The organism is Desulfurococcus mucosus DSM 2162, from assembly GCF_000186365.1.
In the GTDB taxonomy this organism is placed as follows: Archaea; Thermoproteota; Thermoprotei_A; order Sulfolobales; family Desulfurococcaceae; genus Desulfurococcus; species Desulfurococcus mucosus.
On record NC_014961.1, the window covers coordinates 712,303 to 731,409 of the forward strand.

At 52.2% G+C, this 19,107-nt stretch carries 18 protein-coding genes; 8 read left to right on the forward strand and 10 right to left on the reverse strand.

The window, feature by feature from the left end; translation table 11 throughout:
• Window positions 1-17 precede the first annotated feature (17 nt).
• Window positions 18-887 (reverse strand): ATPase, encoded by an 870-nt coding sequence (locus DESMU_RS03635; protein ID WP_013562245.1) that lies wholly within the window; start codon window positions 885-887, stop codon window positions 18-20.
• 59 nt (window positions 888-946) lie between these two features.
• On the opposite strand from DESMU_RS03635, the gene DESMU_RS03640 reads away from it, so the two are divergent.
• The 3 genes from DESMU_RS03640 (at window position 947) to DESMU_RS03650 (ending at window position 5,770) form a co-directional block, all read left to right on the forward strand.
• The gene (locus DESMU_RS03640) at window positions 947-2,437 is read left to right on the forward strand and encodes a hypothetical protein (RefSeq protein WP_048078607.1); all 1,491 of its coding nucleotides are present in this window, start codon (window positions 947-949) and stop codon (window positions 2,435-2,437) included.
• A gap of 887 nt (window positions 2,438-3,324) precedes the next feature.
• Window positions 3,325-4,725, forward strand: coding sequence for a sodium:solute symporter family protein (locus tag DESMU_RS03645; RefSeq protein WP_013562248.1), 1,401 nt, complete (start codon window positions 3,325-3,327; stop codon window positions 4,723-4,725).
• 412 nt (window positions 4,726-5,137) lie between these two features.
• On the forward strand, window positions 5,138-5,770 hold the full coding sequence (locus DESMU_RS03650; RefSeq protein WP_013562249.1) for a hypothetical protein: 633 nt from the start codon (window positions 5,138-5,140) through the stop codon (window positions 5,768-5,770).
• Between the two features lie 419 nt (window positions 5,771-6,189).
• Here the strand turns inward: DESMU_RS03650 and DESMU_RS03655 are convergent, their stop codons facing one another.
• The gene (locus DESMU_RS03655; RefSeq protein WP_013562250.1) at window positions 6,190-6,627 is read right to left on the reverse strand and encodes a metal-dependent hydrolase; all 438 of its coding nucleotides are present in this window, start codon (window positions 6,625-6,627) and stop codon (window positions 6,190-6,192) included.
• An 18-nt stretch (window positions 6,628-6,645) separates the two neighbouring features.
• Complete coding sequence (rpiA, locus tag DESMU_RS03660) at window positions 6,646-7,389, reverse strand: ribose 5-phosphate isomerase A (RefSeq protein ID WP_245526384.1); 744 nt, start codon at window positions 7,387-7,389, stop codon at window positions 6,646-6,648.
• A 103-nt stretch (window positions 7,390-7,492) separates the two neighbouring features.
• Between rpiA and DESMU_RS03665 the strand changes: the two genes are divergently transcribed.
• A complete protein-coding gene (locus DESMU_RS03665) occupies window positions 7,493-8,341 on the forward strand; it encodes a M55 family metallopeptidase (protein ID WP_013562252.1) in 849 nt (282 codons plus the stop codon).
• On the opposite strand, the gene DESMU_RS03670 is transcribed toward DESMU_RS03665, so the two are convergent.
• The 5 genes from DESMU_RS03670 to DESMU_RS03690 form a co-directional block, all read right to left on the reverse strand.
• Window positions 8,334-8,888, reverse strand: coding sequence for an HD domain-containing protein (locus tag DESMU_RS03670; RefSeq protein ID WP_013562253.1), 555 nt, complete (start codon window positions 8,886-8,888; stop codon window positions 8,334-8,336). The two genes, DESMU_RS03665 and DESMU_RS03670, sit on opposite strands and share 8 nt — an antisense overlap.
• A gap of 11 nt (window positions 8,889-8,899) precedes the next feature.
• On the reverse strand, window positions 8,900-10,288 hold the full coding sequence (locus DESMU_RS03675; RefSeq protein WP_013562254.1) for a pyruvate carboxylase subunit B: 1,389 nt from the start codon (window positions 10,286-10,288) through the stop codon (window positions 8,900-8,902).
• A gap of 154 nt (window positions 10,289-10,442) precedes the next feature.
• Complete coding sequence (locus tag DESMU_RS03680) at window positions 10,443-11,639, reverse strand: pyridoxal phosphate-dependent aminotransferase (RefSeq protein ID WP_048078620.1); 1,197 nt, start codon at window positions 11,637-11,639, stop codon at window positions 10,443-10,445.
• A gap of 80 nt (window positions 11,640-11,719) precedes the next feature.
• The gene (locus DESMU_RS03685; RefSeq protein WP_013562256.1) at window positions 11,720-13,072 is read right to left on the reverse strand and encodes a tRNA(Ile)(2)-agmatinylcytidine synthase; all 1,353 of its coding nucleotides are present in this window, start codon (window positions 13,070-13,072) and stop codon (window positions 11,720-11,722) included.
• 3 nt (window positions 13,073-13,075) lie between these two features.
• Entirely contained in the window at window positions 13,076-14,029 is a 954-nt protein-coding gene (locus DESMU_RS03690; RefSeq protein ID WP_420834710.1) for a deoxyhypusine synthase, read from the reverse strand.
• A gap of 180 nt (window positions 14,030-14,209) precedes the next feature.
• Between DESMU_RS03690 and DESMU_RS03695 the strand changes: the two genes are divergently transcribed.
• The 4 genes from DESMU_RS03695 to DESMU_RS03710 all read left to right on the forward strand — a co-directional run bounded on the left by DESMU_RS03695 (window position 14,210) and on the right by DESMU_RS03710 (window position 17,538).
• Complete coding sequence (locus tag DESMU_RS03695) at window positions 14,210-14,881, forward strand: restriction endonuclease (protein ID WP_013562258.1); 672 nt, start codon at window positions 14,210-14,212, stop codon at window positions 14,879-14,881.
• Window positions 14,882-14,953: 72 nt separating this feature from the next.
• Window positions 14,954-15,691: a DNA polymerase sliding clamp gene (locus tag DESMU_RS03700; protein WP_013562259.1), complete on the forward strand. Its 738-nt coding sequence runs from the start codon at window positions 14,954-14,956 to the stop codon at window positions 15,689-15,691.
• A gap of 3 nt (window positions 15,692-15,694) precedes the next feature.
• Window positions 15,695-16,327 (forward strand): hypothetical protein, encoded by a 633-nt coding sequence (locus DESMU_RS03705; protein WP_013562260.1) that lies wholly within the window; start codon window positions 15,695-15,697, stop codon window positions 16,325-16,327.
• 62 nt (window positions 16,328-16,389) lie between these two features.
• On the forward strand, window positions 16,390-17,538 hold the full coding sequence (locus DESMU_RS03710) for a PhoH family protein (RefSeq protein WP_013562261.1): 1,149 nt from the start codon (window positions 16,390-16,392) through the stop codon (window positions 17,536-17,538).
• On the opposite strand, the gene DESMU_RS03715 is transcribed toward DESMU_RS03710, so the two are convergent.
• Together DESMU_RS03715 and DESMU_RS07175 are read right to left on the reverse strand one after the other, a co-directional pair.
• A complete protein-coding gene (locus DESMU_RS03715) occupies window positions 17,510-18,838 on the reverse strand; it encodes a transglutaminase-like domain-containing protein (RefSeq protein WP_013562262.1) in 1,329 nt (442 codons plus the stop codon). The two genes, DESMU_RS03710 and DESMU_RS03715, sit on opposite strands and share 29 nt — an antisense overlap.
• 3 nt (window positions 18,839-18,841) lie before the next feature.
• On the reverse strand, window positions 18,842-19,063 hold the full coding sequence (locus tag DESMU_RS07175; protein WP_013562263.1) for a hypothetical protein: 222 nt from the start codon (window positions 19,061-19,063) through the stop codon (window positions 18,842-18,844).
• Window positions 19,064-19,107: the final 44 nt, after the last annotated feature.

Genomic DNA, 19,107 nt, shown 5'->3' on the forward strand with positions numbered 1-19,107 from the left:
ATATTCATTGAACCAGGCTACTTATTGTGGATAATGAATTCACTCAATCTACTTATAAACTCATTGAAGCCTTCGCCACCGGTGTAGGGTATGTCCATCGAGTGAAACGGTTTACCAAGCACCTCGAGCACGCTCGGCGTCTCCACTGTCCAAGGCCGTCTCCCGATGCTAAGTGCCTCAACGGCTCGCTTATAGCGTCGTCCATCATATATGAGTAGCTTCGATGGCGCCGCCACGAGAACCACATCCGCATCCAGGGAGGCTGCTGTGGGGGCTGAGGAGTTGTTATAGCTTTCAGTCAACACTATATCGTAGTCGTTGAGCAACCCGTAGACAGCATCCACCTCCCTGTAGAGATCCTCGCTATCCAGGAGGCCTGCTATCTCGCTCCTAGTGGCATCCCTGAAAACAGTGTTTCCCGCTTCACCGAACCTTTTGATCAATGCTTCGACAACACTAGCTGTAACGCTGTTAAGCCTAGCAATGTTCTCCCTTACAACCAGGTACTCGTCGACCCTCCCAGTAACCCGGCTTACCCTTACAAGCACAGCCTGCGAGACGACATCGCTGAGAACACTCAGGTAGAATCTGGCTGAGCCCCCGTGTCTCAATGGATCCGGCGGCATGGTGAGTATGTCCACCGGGTTGACTAAGCGGAGTTCGCCAAGTAATCCAAGCTCCCTTGCAACAACATAGGCGTCGTGCCCTACAAGGATCCCTGTCTCCATGGAGAATCCAAGTGTTTCCGGCTGGTACCATCCGCTGTGTCCTGCAACAGGCTTAAAGTAGTAGGTCTTGAACCTCCTCCCTAGCTCCCTTGCAAGGCCTAATGCCACCGTCGTCTTACCTGAGTCGTGCGGTAGCATCCCAGTGATGAGTACCCGCATCTCGATGCACCTGGAACATTTATAATCCATCCCCCCTATACAATCTTGAATCATGATGCATGAAGGTGGATGATGTGCGGGCCCTGCCACCCTTGATCCTGCTACTACTGGTTGTGCTCAGTTCCCCAGGCCTGATCCATGTATCCGCGCAGGAGGCTCCGGGTAGACTCATATACATCTATTTCCCCGGTTCAGATGGGCAGAGAGTAGCCGGCGTACTCAGGGAGATATACGGTAATTCAACGCCTATAAGCTTCTACAGCGTGGAACCTGAGCAAGGAGGCAGCCCGCTTTACTATTTATACTGGATGACAACGGGAGCGAGGCCAGCCGGCTCATCCACCATCCCCCAGTACGGGGGAGTGAATCAATCCACAGTGCTCATTCTCTGGAATAACACTGCCCTCGTAGGCAACCCTCTTGTGGATCCATCAATCCACCCCTATGCCTACAATCCTCTTTACAATCTATCCGGGAACTACATTCCGCCGAGGATAATATCGGTTAAGGCTAACAACAGTTTCCACTGGGATGAAATAGACTCGGATGTCCGCTTAAACCTCTCGGGAAGCGTGCTCAGCATAGAGGTCGTTAAGCAGGGCTATACGTGGACGCTTAACACGACGCAGAGCAGGGAGCTAGCCCCGCCAAGGATCTTTGTACTGCTCAATGAGACAAGATTCCTCTCAGCTGGAAACTACACTATCACCTTCTACGTTATAAGGGCTGACCCCGAGAACATAACCCTGTTCTTCCCTGGTAGTGTGAGGATGGACATCGGTGCAGGGAGCGGTGTGAGCGGGATAATCTCGCATACTACCCCGTGGAGTATAATAGACAGGGATCTCTTCACCAGGCTTCCCAGCGATGCCGCAGCATGGTGGCTGCAGCAATCAGTGTTAACGCTTGGCGATGTAACCAGGTTGGCCGCGGGCAATGTAAATGTATCGGTGACGCTAGTCTACATGCCCCACCTAGTCTTACTGAAAAACCTCACCGGTGGCGTGACATCGCCCGACATGGTTGACGCCGTGTACAATGGTTTCAAGCTCGTGGCAGCCTCACTCATCACCACGTATAGGGATGCAGCAATAGTGGTCTTCGACACCGGTGAAGCCGGGAGACCCGGCTACCTCGCCATAGCTAAGGGTAGTGTCCAGCAAGCGAATATATCCCTCACAAGCAGTCAGCTTGTGGCATTCATCCTCGCCGGAAGCTCCCTCACACCCCTAGGCTACAGCAACCTCTTAAACCTGCTGCAGCAGAGGAAACTCGAGATCGGCGACTTAAACGTCAAGGTAAACGAGTTAAACAACACTGTGACCTCAATGAACCAGACGATCAACGAGTTGACGGGCAAGCTAGCCACGTGTAGCTCGGAAAACACGTTGCTAAACTCAAGGATAACGCAGGTTAACGCAGAGCTGGAAAAAGCCAAGGCCCTCTACACCCAGGCATACACATACATAACGCTGGGGCTCGCGACAACAATAGCAGTATCGGTAGCCCTAGGATACATCGCGATCCTGGCTGCACGCAAAAAGCCTTGAACATTCACCAAGGCTGAAAAGCCCCGTTTTTAAGGCTAAGTAAAGGCCCGTGACCCTCGAGGCTTCCTTGACCCTTGCCCCCACCCGGGTGCAGTTACATAGCCTCATACCGCCGTGGACAATCCTGTAACAGAGTGCGACAATCGGTCCTCTATTGTACTTGAGCGTCCCGGTCACTGGCCTGGGGCTGACCCCAAGCAACCTGAACCCTCTCCCCAGAGTAGCCGGGCTAGGAGCACGAAGGGGAGCTAGATGACTGTGGCCGGCTTCCTCACTCCATACTACCGGGACATTAACGCTGGCCTCGATCCACATTGCGTTCAGGGTGGCGAGTGAGTTGAATGCCGGGTTGAAGTTGCCACGAGGTAAACTCTCTTGGTGCCCAGCGGCTGCTTCCAGCGGAACTCGACGAGGAACTCCTTGAGCCTGCCCTTCTGTTGTCCATCCACCAATGATCACATACATACCGCTTAACTCCTGACTCTCAATTCGGGCCTTCCGCCGAGGGCCTGCAGACGATGGCTATCGAGCGTTCCCCCAACCCTCAGCTGACAACGCACCCTTAAGCTCAGTAGCGTCTCCTCGACTTTGGTTGCGGCTTGACTGAGTGCTCTCGAGTAACTGTGGAGCTGATAGGTTAAATACCCTCCGCCGAATTCTCAGTGTGCTTCATGCAGTGCTATCGACTCTGGATCCCAGGCGAATTAAAAAAGCGAGTGCCTGGAGAAAGCAAGTACTGCTCTCGTAGGTGGACAGAGAGCAGAGCTCCAATGCGACAAAGCCCACCATGCTCGTCTCGTACAGCGTGCTCTATCGCTGCAAGCCCAAAAGTGCTCGAAGAAAACATTTTTAGCTATTGTATCCAATAATTTGTTAGGTGAGGGGACTTGGTATACATAGTGCCCTTATCCATAGTCATAGCATATTTAGTGGGAATGCTACTCGTAGGCATATATACGAGCAAACGCCTAATAAGAACGAGCGAGGACTTGATTCTCGCGGGCAGGAACCTCGGCGTTATCCTGGTTGCGGCCTCTCTCTCCGCGAACAACATCGGTGGGGGCAGCACCGTGGGCGTCGCGGCGAAAGCATACGGCGATTGGGGCTTGTCTGCGGGCTGGTACATCCTCACCGCTGCCATAGCCATGATCCCACTTGCACTAGTCCTGGCTAGGTTACGACGATCTTTAGTCTGGACCCTTCCAGAGGTTATTGGAAGGAGATATGGCACACCGAGCTACCTCTTGACTTCAATTCTTCAGATCGTGTCACTGGTCTGCCTCTCAGCCATGCAGGTCTTGGCATCTGGAACCATAATTGCTGCCCTGACTGGTCTGCCCTACGAGGTCGGCGTCGTCATCGCCGGCGGCATATCAACCGTGTACACTATAATGGGCGGCCTGTGGGCAGACGCGTTCACCGACCTTTTCCAGTGGGCGATCATATTCTTTGGCATGCTTGCGGCCCTACCATTTGTCATCAGCAATGTAGGAGGGTTTGAGACAATGGTATCCAAACTCCCGCCAGGGCACTTCGACCTCTTCAAAGCCGGAGGAGGAACCATAGTGAGCCTGTTGATAATGTACATTGTGACCTTTATCATGGGGTCAGAAATGATAACACGAGCGTTCGGAGCAAAAGACGAAAAAACGGCCTTCCGGGGCTCCTTGCTCTCGGCCGTGTTTCAAGGGATGTTTGCCTTCATCCCTGCTCTCATTGGACTAGCCGCCCTAGCCGCGTTCCCTAATATCAAAGCTAGCGATGCGTATGCAACAGCGATGCTGAGACTCGCCCCACCCTGGATAGCCGGCTTAGGGCTGTCGGCTATTTTGGGGGCTACCATGTCAAGTGCGGACTCCGATATGCTCTGTGCCTCCTCGATCTTTTCAAAAGATATCTACCAAAAGTTCATCAGACCTAAGGCAAGCGATAGAGAAATAATTCTAATTACGAGGGCAGGGATAGCCGTAATAGGCGGTATCTCAATATTGATCGCGCTACTGCGCTTGGACATCATAACTGTAAACACCTTCGCCTTCATGCTCCGTGCAGCTGGCCCGTTCGCCCCGTTCCTGTTCGGAATTTTCCGGGAAAAAGTCTCGAGGAATGCCGGCATAGTTGCCATAATTGCTGGGAGTGTTGCCGGCGTGGCATGGCGACTGATGGGTCAGCCGTACATTGGAGACGTAGTCTTAGGTTCGGCAGTCAGTGTACTGGCGTTCATTGTGACCGATAAAATTGAAAAAGCTCTCAACAGGCCCCTAGCTCCGCCACTTACACCTCGGTAGGATCTTTGCCTGAGGCAAGCACATCAGCAAAAAATATTTTTTCCTGTGCTCGTCGTCGTGGTTCGAAAAAGTCGCTAGCCCGAAGGGTTGCTCAAATTTAGCCGTTGCCTTAGGCGTCGCTGCATAGCTCTGCTAGGTAGACCCCGGAAACCCTGTCACGCACAACCTTGACGCCCTCGTGCCTCGGCAACCTGCCGTGAACAGCTACTACCAGCTGTATTGAAAGCAGACAGAGTTTTCAACGAGCCCCGAGGCGGAGGGGTATGATTATACTCTTGTCCGCGACTATTACGACTAGCCCGGTGATGAGTAGTAGGGGCTGCGGGCTTCGGCCGCGTCCTCCTCATGCCTCTGCTAATGGGAGCCGTAATGTTTAAAAATATGGGTGGCGATAAAAACGTAGGTAAAGTATATGAGTCTGCGTCTGCTGACAGTCCTCCTGCTGATCGCGGTAGCCATTCCTCTAGCTGGGGCCCAGCAATTGCCGTATAAGGCGGGGGACTGGATACGCTACAGCTACATGTTTAAGAGGTACGGTGGCGAGTGCACTGCAACAATATACGTCAGAGTGGATGAGGCTAACTACCCGTATGTGAACTACTCGGTGAAAGTGGAGAAGACAGAGGGGGATCACACTATCTGCCCGTGGGGACAAGGTTACGAGTTCTCTATGAGTATAAACGTCACGTGGAGCCGGCCCGAGTCAAGTGGCCCATTCCTTTTCTTCGTTGACCCCTCCTACACTGGTGAGATAAACCTTTACGGGGTAGGTAGGGTCTGCTACGTTAACGGAGTGCTCAAGTCGTGGGAGGTTAAGCAGAACGGCCCCGCTGGGGTTGTTGAGGTCAGTGCTTCTGTTGTGGACTCGAGTATGGGGTTCCTCAAGCCCTTCCCCACAGACACATTGTCTCAGAATACATTGTCTCAGTCCCTGCTACTGGTTGCAGTGGTCATTGTGGCTGTCGCCATGGTGGCAGTAGTCCTCTTCAGGAAGCGTAAAATACGGGTAACGATCTCCATGCCTCTCAGCAACCCCGGCCCTTAAAAAGGGTTCGGGCTCCGCGTCGCGGAGGCTCCGAGGAGCTTGAACGCTAACCCCGATTCCCAGTCCAGAGGCACGGGAGGGCATCCCACCTGGGCAAGCCCTTCTGCCTGTCATCACTTCCACTGGCTTACGGATCCCCGGAATGAGGGTGCTTTTCTCCTTTGCTGTCCGTACACAACTTTTTCATTTTGTCCGAATGCCTTGCGAAGCTCTAAAAGCGATCGACTGGTGTCTCCCAGCCTATATGAAGCCCGGATCGAGAGCCGGGAGAGACGGGTGGAGTGACCGGGGCAAGCCGGGCTTACTTTCTCTTCCTTGAGACAAGGGAGCACGCCACTAGGGCGATCACCGTTGCAGCCATTCCAACGCCGGCATAAATCTCTAACCCCGTTGGCCTAGCTCTCGGTGGTCTAGTCATATCATGCTATGTGTAGTAACTCCTTCAGTCTAAGGGTTATCAGCGTTATGGAGAGCAGTGATAGGGTGATGTTTAACACTGGATTATTGCTTCTAGCTATTTTCAGTGAGAACGATGCATCGGAGAATGGGTGTAGGAGGCGAACTCCCTGTATATTCAACATGTCTGCAAGGATATGGGAGAGCCACCCTACTGCGATAGCCTCGAGTATTAGCGTGTTATACACCTTCAAATATCTCAGCAAGAAGGCGGCGCCAAGGATGCATAGTGATAAAGCAAATATGTTGTGAAGCGTTCTACGGTGTTTAAAGTGGACATCTATATCCGGGATCAGTGAGGCAAGCCCGGCCACAGTGAGGGCTGTGAGGGATGAAGCTATGTCCGAGCCGATGTAGGAGCCCAGCGCTGCTGCCAGCAAAACATGGGTGGTCTTCTTCAATCTCCCACCGCTTCAGCATCACTGAGCCTTCTTTTTAAGAACCTTGACTCCGGAGGGCTCCCCCACTATAACCATGTCGACGAGCTCTGAGGGAAAGACCCCTGTTTCAATGACGCCGTGCAGTAGCTTTAACGCGTTGTGGAGTGCGAGAGGGTCCCTCACCGGCTTAGACAGCTTGTAGTCAACTATATAGTTGCCGTTGTCCGATACCACCGGTCCATCCTTCCCCGACCCTACACGCAACACGGGTTCCCCGTAGCCCAGCTCCCCCAGCTTTCTCACCACGTAGCGAAGGGATACCGGGAGCACTTCCACCGGTATAGGCTTGGCGTACAGGTAGTCTACCCCGGTGTACTTCGTGTAGTCGACCACGTAAATCCTTTCCCTACTGCGTAGGGCGAGTGTTTTCTCCCTCGCGAAAGCCCCGCCTCTTCCCTTAACCATGTCTAGTTTACTGGAAACCTCATCAGCCCCATCAATGTAGACATCTACCTCGTCCACGCCGGCTGGGTCGAGGAGCACTGTGTAACCTATTGAGGCAAGGTGAAGCATCGTGTCTGCCGATGATGGAACAAGCCTCTTGCCCGTGAAGAAATCCCTGCAGTGATCGATGAGGAGCTTGATTGTGGAGCCTGTTCCAACCCCGATCACTGATGCATCCCTATATGTTTCGCGAAGGATTCTACATGCCTCCCTACATGCATTAAGCTTAGCGTGCTCCACGCTGCTTGATGAATCCATGTCGACACCCTGGTGAGCCACATACCTAGTATTTGTTGCACAACGTTAAAAGCATCGAGGAGCTGCATGGTGGACAAGGTTAATTACGGCTCCACCCCGTATCTAGGGTTAAGGTGTCGAAGTAATGAAAGCATATATATCCGTGGATCTCGAAGGGCTGCCAGGGGTCTCATCCCTCACAATGCTCAACCCGGGGAACACGCAGTTCAACAGGCCTGTACGCGTCTTAACGAAGCTCCTAAACACCGTGGTGGATGAGCTCTCTAACCACGGTTTTGAAACAATATATGTCGCGGACAGCCATGGATTAATGACTAACATAGACTACCTTGAGCTTGACAGTAGGGCTGAGCTGATACAGGGTTACCCACGCCCCTTCAGCATGGTGACACTCCTGGACTCCAGCTTCGATGCCGCATTGTTCATAGGCTACCATTCAGCGGCTGGAACAATACATGGGATACTTGATCACACGATGAGCGGGAGAACCTTCGCAGAGATAAAAGTCAACGGTGAGAAGGCCAGCGAGTTCATAATTAACAGCCTCTACGCAGGGGAGCAAGACGTCCCCGTGATACTGCTTGCCGGAGACGAGCATCTAGGTGGCGAGGTGGAGAAGCATAGCCCCTGGACAGTGTTCGTTCCATTGAAGAAGGGTTTATCGAGGTATAGTGCTATCTACCCCGGCATAGACAAGGTAACCGAGGCACTTAGGGAGGGCGTCGCAAAGGCCGTGAAGAAGTTGAAGAAGGGTGAGATGCAGCCCTTGAAGTGGGAGAAGCCCTATAGGGTTGAGTTGAATCTAAGGGACTCCCTTATAGCCGACATCCTTGAGGCCCTCCCAGTGTTCAAGAGGGTGGATGCGTACAGGGTTGAGTTCTCGGCTACCACGGCTAGAGAAATGCTGGGGTACATAGAGCTCGTAGCCCATGTAGGCTACGGCATAGACGCGTTGAAGAATAGCATCAAGTAGACCCCATGTACTCTGAAACCACTTGGTGAAGGATCCCTTTCAAATCTCCATTGGCTTTTTCATTGATCAACCTGTATAGGTGGTCCCGTACATTGACAACTATCTCCTCAACCTGGCGATACCCTGTGTCAACCAGCCTCGAACCCTCTAGGATCGTTGCAATATCATCAGCAGCCTTAACAACCAGTGCTTCGAGGCTTCCAGCCTTAGAGAGCTCATCGTAGAGCTCACTGTATCCTTGAAGCCCCAGCTCCTCGATGGCTTTGGACTCCACCATGGAGAAATATTCTTCCACACCGTGCTTAACCTGTCTAACCACGTCGCCGGTCACCGCTTCAGGGATATCGTGTATTATGCTCATAGCGAGGACACGTGCCTTATCGATCCTCACACCCATGGATCCAAGCCTCTCAGCTATATCCATCGCTATAAGCGTCGTGAGGAATATGTGGTCGGCTACGCTTTCAGCTACAGCTGGAGGAACACCCCTCAGAACCCAGCCGGTTCTAGGTATGTGCCTGAGGTTAAGGATGTATTTAAGGTTCATTCTTCACCACGCTAATAGCCAAGTATCTCGTCCCATAGGTCGCGGCCACCGGTTTTAGCGGTTGAAGCCTGCCTCCTATTCTTCTCGAAGAATTCTGTTGCCACATCGGGGAATAGGCAGTATGTCAACACGTCTTCCTCCTTCGTGTAATATCCTTTCTCCTTAACCGTTTTCACGCACTCCTCATACATGGGCTTCAACAAGTCTGCTGGACGCACATCTATAGGCTTCTCGCTACCCAGGATGAGTTTGACGACTTCCTCCTTTAATGGTGCAGGCGGCCTACCGTACAGTCCCTTCACATAGTCCCTTACCTCCTTCGTTACAACCTTGTAGCGGCCGTTGATCACGTTTAGGACGGCTTGAGCCCCAACTATCTGGGATGAAGGTGTGACAAGGGGTGGCCAGCCGAGGTCTTCTCTCACGCGTCTGACCTCTTCAAGCACCTCGCCTAACTTGTCCTCTGCACCTAGTTGCTTGAGCTGCATTATGAAGTTCGTTATCATACCGCCGGGAACCTGGTGCTCTAGGACATTGGGGTCCGGTATGAACACCTTCATGTTTAATAAGTCCTTGTACTTGCCGAAGACTAGTTTCTCAAGGTATATGCTGATCTCCTTAACCACGGAGAGATCGATGCGGGGCCTTGCGTCAGGGTGTAGGGCATAGTATACTGTTTGTATGCCCGGTTGCCCTGTTCCAAAGGCGAGGGGGCTTATCGAGGTGTCTATGAAGTCTGCTCCTGCTTCAACTGCTTTAACATATGTTGCAACAGCTAGTCCTCCAGTGTAGTGTGAGTGTACGTCCACAGGTATCTTGAAGTTCTCCTTTATGGCCTTGACAAGCGAGTACGCTGTGTAAGGGTCGAGTATCCCGGACATATCCTTTATAGCTATGTGATCCACGCCGAGCGAGATCAATTCCTCTGCTATCTTCAGGTAATGCTCCACTGTGTGAACGGGGCTTATGGTGTAGGTTATTGTGCCCTGCACTATGGCACCGAGCTCCTTAGCCTTCCTTATCGAGGTCTTCATGTTCCTGACATCGTTCAACGCGTCGAAAACCCTGAAGATATCTATGCCGTTCCTATACGACAGCTCGACGAATTTTTCGACTACATCGTCAGGGTAATGCCTGTACCCAACGAGGTTCTGGCCGCGTAGAAGCATCTGCAGCTTGACTCTCTTCACTCTTTCACGTATAATCCTGAGCCTCTCCCATGGATCCTCATTCAGATACCTGATCATCACGTCGAATGTTGCCCCTCCCCACATCTCTATGCTGTAGAAGCCAGTCCTGTCTATCTTGTCGAGCAGCGGGATCATGTCCTCCGTCTTTAAACGGGTTGCAAGCAGGGACTGGTGCGCGTCCCTTAGAGTTGTATCAACTATCTCAACCATACAGTACCCCCTGTTGAAACACACGGGTTTGAAGAGCTTTCCCGGTTACTGATAGTGAATGATACAACAATGTTATAAGCGTTGCAACCGAGGGCGACACCAGTAGCCTGTTGTGAAAAACAATGGTGGAAACTTGCTTGAGATGTTGATAAGGCTACTTCTCACCGACGAATTCCGCGAGGAGTTCTATGCCTTCCACAAGGTTCTTCTCATCCATCGTGACGAAGGTTATCCTGAGGTGGTTACTCCCGGATTCACCGAATATGGAGCCGGGCAGCATTGCAACACCCTTCTCCTCGATCAGCTTCATTGTGAAGCCGACGTCGTCAAGCCCTTTCTCCCTGATATAGTGGGCCATGTCGGGGAACAGGTACATGCTTGCAGCCGGTTTAAGCACCCTTGCCCTCGGCAGATTCTTCTTTAAAGCCTCATATGCTGCGTCACGCCTCCTCCTGTACACCGGTATCACTTCACGCAGATACTTCTCCTTGAAGCCGCCGGAGAGATAGTAGTAGGCCATCCACTGCATTGGTACAGGTGCCACTATGCCGAGCACTCCCTTGAGCTTCGTCATCTCAGCAATCGCATTGCTGGGTCCGTAGACGTAGCCTAGCCTGCCTCCAGGGATGGCTATGTCCTTGCTGAAGGAGCCCACTACCACGAGCCGGTCCATTGAGGGGGCAAGCTTCTCGAACCACACATGTTCCCCTTCGTACACTAAGTGCTTGTAAGCCACGTCATAGATTATCCATGCCTTCCTTTCATAAGCAACATCCACGATTGTCTTAGCTACCTCGCTATTGATCACCCTGCTCGTAGGGTTATCAGGGCTCGCTAACAGTATAGCTTTGGCGCTGGAGCCCAGCTTATCCTTTATGCATTCAGGATCCGGGTTGAAGCCGTTTTCATATAGCTGTCTACATGTCTCAACCCTTAAGCCGGCTAGCCTTGCTAGATCCCAGTACACGCTGTACGAGGGGTCTAGGAGCAGCAGGGTGTCGCCCTCGTCAAGCAGGGTGTATATCGATAAGACGAGCCCATCGGCACCGCCGGTTGTAACAAGGATGTTTGAAGGCTCCACATCTACCCCGCCGTACTTCCTCAGATCCTCGGAGATCGCCGTCCTCAACTCTGGGAGACCCTGCGTGGAGACGTACCTGAAGTGCTTGAACGGGTCTCTTCTAAGCATCTCGATGAAGTAGTTAAGTGCCTCCGTATCCGGCGGTAACCCTGGTTGACCTGCTGTATAGTTGTACACCTTGACGCCTCGCCTCGAAAGCTCCTCCGCCTTCGCGATGAGCACTCTTTGAGGGTTAACTGGGAGAGATGATACTCGCCTTGATACGCTCATGTCCACCGCCTCTATACGAGTATCAACCATACGTATATGCCTATATGAGGATAAAAACCATGTCGCCGTGAACGAATCCATCAGGGCTTCCATACGAAAGGCTGTATGAGTTCACTAGGAGTGAAAACCTTTCCACGGGGCATCCTGTCAAGGGGGCGCATAACATGCTTGAATACATGGAATGGCGGCTGATAACACTCCTTACCCAGCCGCCTGGGAACCTCAATAGTCTCCTTGCCCAGTTCAGTTGTCCTGAAGCCGCAGTGCCTGCACTTGAACCCCTTGCCCCTTCCCGCACTCTCCATCCTCCTACCGCATACAGGGCATAGAGGGTTACGTGTAATGGTCTTCTTGGAGAGCTCCTTCACACATATCTTCTCAAGGTTCAATGTTGCACCATGGGTCCTGCTTCCCGGTCTCACGCATCCCATCGCCTCGACCCTGTCTCCTGGCTCCAGTTCCCCGACCACGTCCCTGAAGTGCTTCGTAGGCTCGTAGACAGCTACATCTATGCAGCAGTCATCGCATAATTTGAAGACCAAGTGGCCTCCCTGAATCCTCCTCGGCTTCGAGGCCACTACTCCAGTCAGCCTTACACACATGTATGGGTGTACATCGCATATGGAGCCAACTGGTTTGAGATGGCTGTCGGTGTGCTGATTTGTACGGAAGACAGCCATGTACTCTATGGGCTCCAACACCCTGATTAATTTCGATGCCTCAATGACATCCAGCGGTGTCTCCCCTCTAACACCATATAGAACTGGGTCGGGACCCCTGGGGATTACGAGGGGTCTCCCGGATTCATAGTCATAGTTGAGGATCGTCCTACCCCTGGTTGCTTCATCCATCTCCACTATGCTATCCTCGTCGACCATCCTGGGCTTACCAATGTACTCCCGGGTCCTGTAGGCTATTAGCTCGTAGGTGTAGTCTCCGCTGAGCATCTGGTTCCCTATGGCTGCCAGGGAGCCTATTACACCCCTCTTCCCTCTTGGAGCATATACCTTAACCGCTCCCCCTAGTTTGCCAACGATTCTCAACGCGTAGTCGAGCGGGATGAAGTCGTAGAGTGCTTTCCCACCGTATGCACCAAGGTATTCCGGGACATCGCCCTCTAGAAAGACTATTGACGGCTGATGCTTTGGGTTAGCGTATTCAGCTATATACTCCTCAACCTCTGATTCAACAAGTCCAACCACGTCATCTAAAGCCGCCTCGCCTCGGAGCAGTATCCTCAATGCTACCGCACCGTTTCCCCTGGTCTTCCATGGGACAGCCGGGTTTAGCCTGATAAGGTTGGGGTAGTCGGTGAACTCTACATCGCTTCTCTGGGATAGCTTGTATGCTATTCTAACCGCTAAGTGTGTTGTACAGCCACCTAGAGGTGAATCTACATCATCCAACCCTATGTGGAGCCTAATCCAGCTCAATACTTAGCCCCCTTTCCTCGCCCGGCAAAGCATGCCTCCAACTATCAGGGGGAGTGCTATAGTTGCATCAGCATACACGACTACATGCCTTCCCGACGGCTTCAGCTTTCCCCAGCTGATAGCCTCCCTTGGCTGCGCACCGCTGAGGCTGCCATCGTACTCCACGGCTGTTGTAACATATACGGCGTAGTCTAATCCATCCCTCAGCTGGGCCCACCATATCGTATGGTGTTTGCTTATTCCTCCACCAATGATTAATGCACCAAGCTTCTTCGCCGCGAACACCATGTCTATTATCTTTTTTTCATCACTGATGATGTCGACCTCTATCCCCGTTGAAACCTGGTTGAAGACTATCTGTGAGCCGAAGCTGCCGTCGAACACCCCTGGCACGAAGACAGGTATGTTTTTCTCGTAGGCTGCACGCAGTATGCTGTTCTCATCCCTTATCCTTTTACCCGCCTCGTAGAGGAGCTCGCTCACACTCCACTTCTTCTTCACCTTGGCCAGGTCCTCGAGGAGGGGCCGTGTAAACTTCTCAACAGCCAGCCCGTAGTTTTCAAGTGGGATTAAAATGTTTCCAAGCCTATGTATCTCGAGCGCCCTCAACATTGTGTCATCGTAGAGCCAGTCACCCTTGTAGTATGCGTGTCCAGTTCCCCTTGCTATGTCGTGGTCAACCGCCCCGCAAGTAGTTATGACGCCGTGGAAGAATCCCTCCCTTATCATCTCCGCGAGGAGTCCGCGGATACCTGTGGAAACAATGTTGCCTGTGAAAGCAAGGAGTCTTGTAGCGTCGGAGTCCGCTATCATCTCGTAAAGTATCTGGCTCGCCCTGTACACGTGTCCAGCCATGAAGCCGTGGGCGTTTCCAAGCTGCTCGACTAGGTCGCAGATAGACATGTCGGCTGCGATCCTCACGTCTTTCACTTCCTCCTTTAAAACGCTATTCCTCATCTCATCCAGGCTGAATGATTGCTCCAATGCAGCCACCCTCAGCCACGGGGTTAAATAGAGATAGTGGTGCACTATTATAGTTATAGCCTTCCAACCTCCTCGCAGTCCCAGGGCCCTGGGCCTACCTCTTCTCATCAATATTAAAACCGGTCTACCGTAGATTTTGAAACGGCGATCCAAGTGGTGTCAAGCCTGGAAAAAGAGATCCTGCTGAGGATACTTGGATCCAGGAGAATACTGCTGGATGAGCTGGAAGCCCTGTACAGGGTCCCCGAGGAGAACCTCCTAGGAATCCTGGAGAGGAACAGGGATATCATAGCGTTAAATGGGAGAACCGTGGCAGCTGTGAAACCATTGGAGCTAGCATTAAGGCTCCTGGAACAAGGCGTCAGCATAGAGAGGATTAGCAGGGCTGTTGACTGGAGGGACTTCGAGCAACTCGCCTCCTACGTGATGAGCGAGCACGGTTACCTCGTGGAGTCCAACATAACTCTCACAACACCGGTTAGGCTGGAGATAGATGTAGTAGGCGTTGACACGGCAAGCGGGCTCGGCATAGCGGTGGACTGTAAACACTGGTCGCATAACACTAGGGGGAAGCTTATTGAAGCTGGAACCAGGCATGTTGAACGCTTGGAGAAGGCTCTATCACACTACGACTACCTCAAGGAGAAATACCTTGTCTTCAAACACTTGAAGGAAGCTGTCCCAGTAATCCTGACCCTGAGGCAACCGTCTTTCAGAGCATATGGAAACGTGGTGTTCATCAGTGTGAGAGAGTTCAATGAATTCCTAGGCAACATAAGGTACATCATAGACGTATTCGGTGTGAAACCAGTTAAACCCTCCTAGATGCCCAGGGTCGTAGAGGAAAGCGATTTAATACTCGGATACCATATTATAATCAACCCGGGTTGAAGCAGTATGGCTAGGATTGTTTTACCTGAGGCAAAGATCTTCAAGGAGATAATAGGAGCCGTTGGGAAACTAGCTGATGAAGTCGCTTTGAATATAACCCGTGAAGGAATATCCATCAAGGCGCTTGACATCGACCAGTCATCGTACATAGAGATTGTTCTTCCAAGCGACATGTTCCTAGAGTACACGGTAGAGAACGAGGAAGTCGTTGGAATATCCACAAGCAACATTAAGAAGGTGTTAAAACACCTTAGGAAGGGAGAAAACCTCACCATTGAAACCAGCGGTGAGTACGTGGGCTTCACCGTGGGAACCGTGACTAAGAGAAGGTACAGGTTCAGGAACATAGATGTAGCCGTACCCGAGATACCTGAATTCAACCTAGATTTCAAGGTAACAGCCCAGTTAACATCCTCAGGTGTGAAAAAAGCCATTGAAGACGTGGAAAGCGTTGGCAGCGTGATCGAGGTGGATGCCTCAAGCGATACATTAGTCTTCAGGGCCGTCGGCTCCTCCAGAGCCGAAGTCAGGTTCACACAGGGCTCCCCTGCTTTAATATCACTCGAGGTAAGGGAGCCATCTAAGTCGACGTACGACGTAGTAAAGCTTGCAACCGTACTCGGCGTTGCAGAGATGTCGGACATGGTCACCTTAGGGTTCTCGAGCAAGATGCCTCTTAAAATGGAGTTCCACATAGGCTCCGGGAGGATAACATACCTCACTGCACCCATAGAGGTAGGCTAACTAGTGGAACCCTACATACCTGCATCAGTGTTCAGCAATGCGACCACAGCATCCAGGATGCTTGAATCCCGCGGTTGCACTATTGTTTTTCTAAATGATTTAGCAGTCAACCTCTATGGCCTGGTGATTCCGATCGCCGAGGTACGGGTCCTCCTGCCAGAGCACTGTGCTGATGAAGCCCTTGGAACCCTGCTTGAGTCCTTCGGCATCCATGAAGACTACTTAAAGGCGGGTGAACGGCTCAGTGAGAAGGGATTAGTTGCCGTATCAACGAGGACGAGGCCCCTGCTCGTAGCGGAGACAGCTAAGACTAGCTTGGACAACCAGATACTTGGCTCCCCGGTGAAATACCTGGACGCCCCCTACGAGTTCAACATACCGGTACTCGAACACCTGATAGTGAAGCTGCTGGCAATGGGGCTCTACCCCTACTCTGCTTATGGTGCATCACTTCTCTTCTCGTGGCTCGACCATTTGAATCCAAATGTATGGGCTGAAGCCGTGGAGGGAAGCGGGTTACCCAGGGAGGCCTTGAAAGATATGCTTCGAAGCGTTTCCACCCATATAGGGAACTTCCAGCCAGCCGGGATAGATGGCCTCAGGGATAAGTTAAAAGCATTATTAGACATGATTTAGGGACTAGGCAGATCCCTGGAGTTTATGAGGCTTGTAAACGTTATCAGCACCGGGGTGAGAGCATGGCGACCAATGTGTTCGGCAAGATAAGCCCTCAAACCCCTGGTCAAGAGGAGATTGTGAACGCTCTGAGCGATAAGCGATACGAGATCATAGGCTTGTTTGGTCCAACGGGCTCGGGGAAAAGCCTTATAAGCATACTGTACGGCGTGGACTCCGTGCTCAACAACAGGTATAAGCGCTTCATAATCTCACGCCCCCTCATAGATGTTGTGTCAGGCAAGGAGCTCACGGCAGCAGACCTCGGTGACTCCTACTACCAGTTAGCGTCCTCCTACATACAGGATATAACATCCGGGGTCGTTGAGTGGAGCCTTATAAGGGAGTTAATGGAGAAGGGCTTGATAGTTATAGCTGACTCACACTACCTGCGCGGAAGAACATTCGACGACTCCATCATATTCCTCGACGACGCCCAGAGCATACCGGTGGAGAGCGCTATTGAGATAGTTATGAGGATAGGGAGGAACAGCAGGCTCATCATAGCAGGCGACCCAGTCTTCCAGAGGACTGTGGGAAGCAGGGATTCCGCAAGCATGCTAAGGGAGATCCTCCTCGGAGAGGACTCCGCCAAGGTCATAGACCTAGGGCTCAAAGACATAGTGAGACCCGGGGCCCGGAGAGGGATAAAACTCCTACTTGAATCCAGGATGAGGGCCAGAGTACTCAACGAGGCTGAGAAACAGGTAATCGACGCAGCGAGGGTACGGGCACCGGACGCCGACATAGTCACCGTGGTAGAGTTCGTGGAGTTGAAGAAGCACCATGGAATCACCGGGGAAGGATCACCGGACGCCGTGATAATAGTTAAGGAGGGATACATTGGGAGACTTGTCGGTAAAGGCGGCGAAAGAATAACCGGGATCGAGAAGGACACTGGATACAGGCTCAGGGCAGTTGAGTTATCCCTAGACTTCAAGCCGTTGATCAGAGCCATACATCCAGTGAGCTGGATACACAAGCATATAGTGGATGCAGACTTCGCAGGCCCCAACCTCGCTGTCAAGGTGACTAGTGAAGGCTACGGGGCCTTCGTGGGGCAGAAGGGCTCCCATATACGGTTCCTAGAGGACGTTATGAAGAAGCTGCTGGGCGTTGGAGTCAGAGCATATGAGGTGGAAGCTAAGGAGGAGAAGAAACGGAAGAAGTGAGGCGGCGACGGCTTAACCAGATAGCTACAAGTAGAGTAAACACTGCCACCGCGAGCACCACTAGTATCACGGGTAGTCGGCCATCCACATGCATCCCTCCACTAGTGGCGGCACCACTAGTGGTTTGTGCAGGCTGCGACTGGATGCCAGTAGTCGTGTAAGGCGTGGTCATCGTGGTAGTGGTGGGCGTGGTGGTCGGTGACGTTGGCTTCCCCCCGGGGCCGCCGGCCAGGCTCTCAATGAACGCCTCCATCCTTGCGGGTAACGTGAAGTCGGGGCCACTGAACATTGAGAGATACTCGTTTCTCTCCATGATTGAGAATACCTGGACAGCCGTGATCTCCCTGTGGAGATCCACCACTTCTCCGACCTCTGTTTCATTCACGTATGTTTCACGCGTATAGCCCTCGAAGACGAATGAATAGTCGAGTAGGCTACCTGCTAGAAAGTCCAGTGAAATCCACCCTAGCCCAGGTATGTATGCGAGGACGAATGCATGGGGGCCATTATGCTTGAAGACGTATGTCACATTACCTATCTTGGTGGAGAGTACCCCGTTAACACCTATGTCACGTATGTACACGTAGCCTGAGGCTATTACTGCGGGTATGCCGTAGTAGCTTAACAGTTCCACTAGTACACGCGACATGTCATCGCAGTCGCCCTGCCTGGAGTCCACTACTTCGTCGATCGTCCTGGGGAGATCTGACGCATTATACGTGAAGTAGTATCTGTACGTGAAGAAGGCCGCGTTCACAGCCAGGCCGAACACGCTGGCAGAGGAAGCTGGAACCCCGTGTGTTTCATTAAACCATTCCTCGAAGGCTGGTACTACTACATTGGTTACCTTGGCATACGGCTTCCTCACGTATTTCTCAACGAGCTCATGCGGCATGGTACTATTTGGAACCGGGGTATACGAGGGGTCCCCTAGGGCTTTCGAATAGTAGTCTAGGAGTGCCGAGCCCTCCGGGTGGCATACGGTGACCTCGGATACGAAGAATCCGAAGAAACTTTGATTCATCGCCACTTTAAAAGTGAAGTAGCCCGCGGTCTCATTAAACTCCAGGTTGTACACGTAGATCGCTGATGAATTCTGATAGAAGCCTTCGACAAGCGTTATGTTCTGCGGGGTTTCAAGCATAAGTGTCTCGTTGATTGTTGAGTTGTATACTTTAATCGCGTTAATAAAGTAGAGGGTTTCACAGGTCTCCGGCACGGCCACCGTGGGTGTTGCGTAGAGGTTTGAGAGCAGTGAAAGCATGACCATGATAAGGGTTGCTGTATGAGGTGCCTTCAAGCATTACACCTTCTTAAGCCATGTGATAGCTCGTATAGTTATTCTGGGCACGGGCTTCCCCTCCGATACCTCATCTATTCTCAGTATTTCACCGGGGGCTGCATCAGCGGGCACCACTGGGCCCGCCTTACGGGGAACCAGGTATATTCTCCCGCCTCTGGTGGCTGCTCCGCTGTCATCGAGGCGGGGGAACACGCATCCAGTAGAGCCCCCATTCACCGCCACGCCTCCAGTGCTTCCAGTGGCTAAACTAGCTTAAAACCTTTACC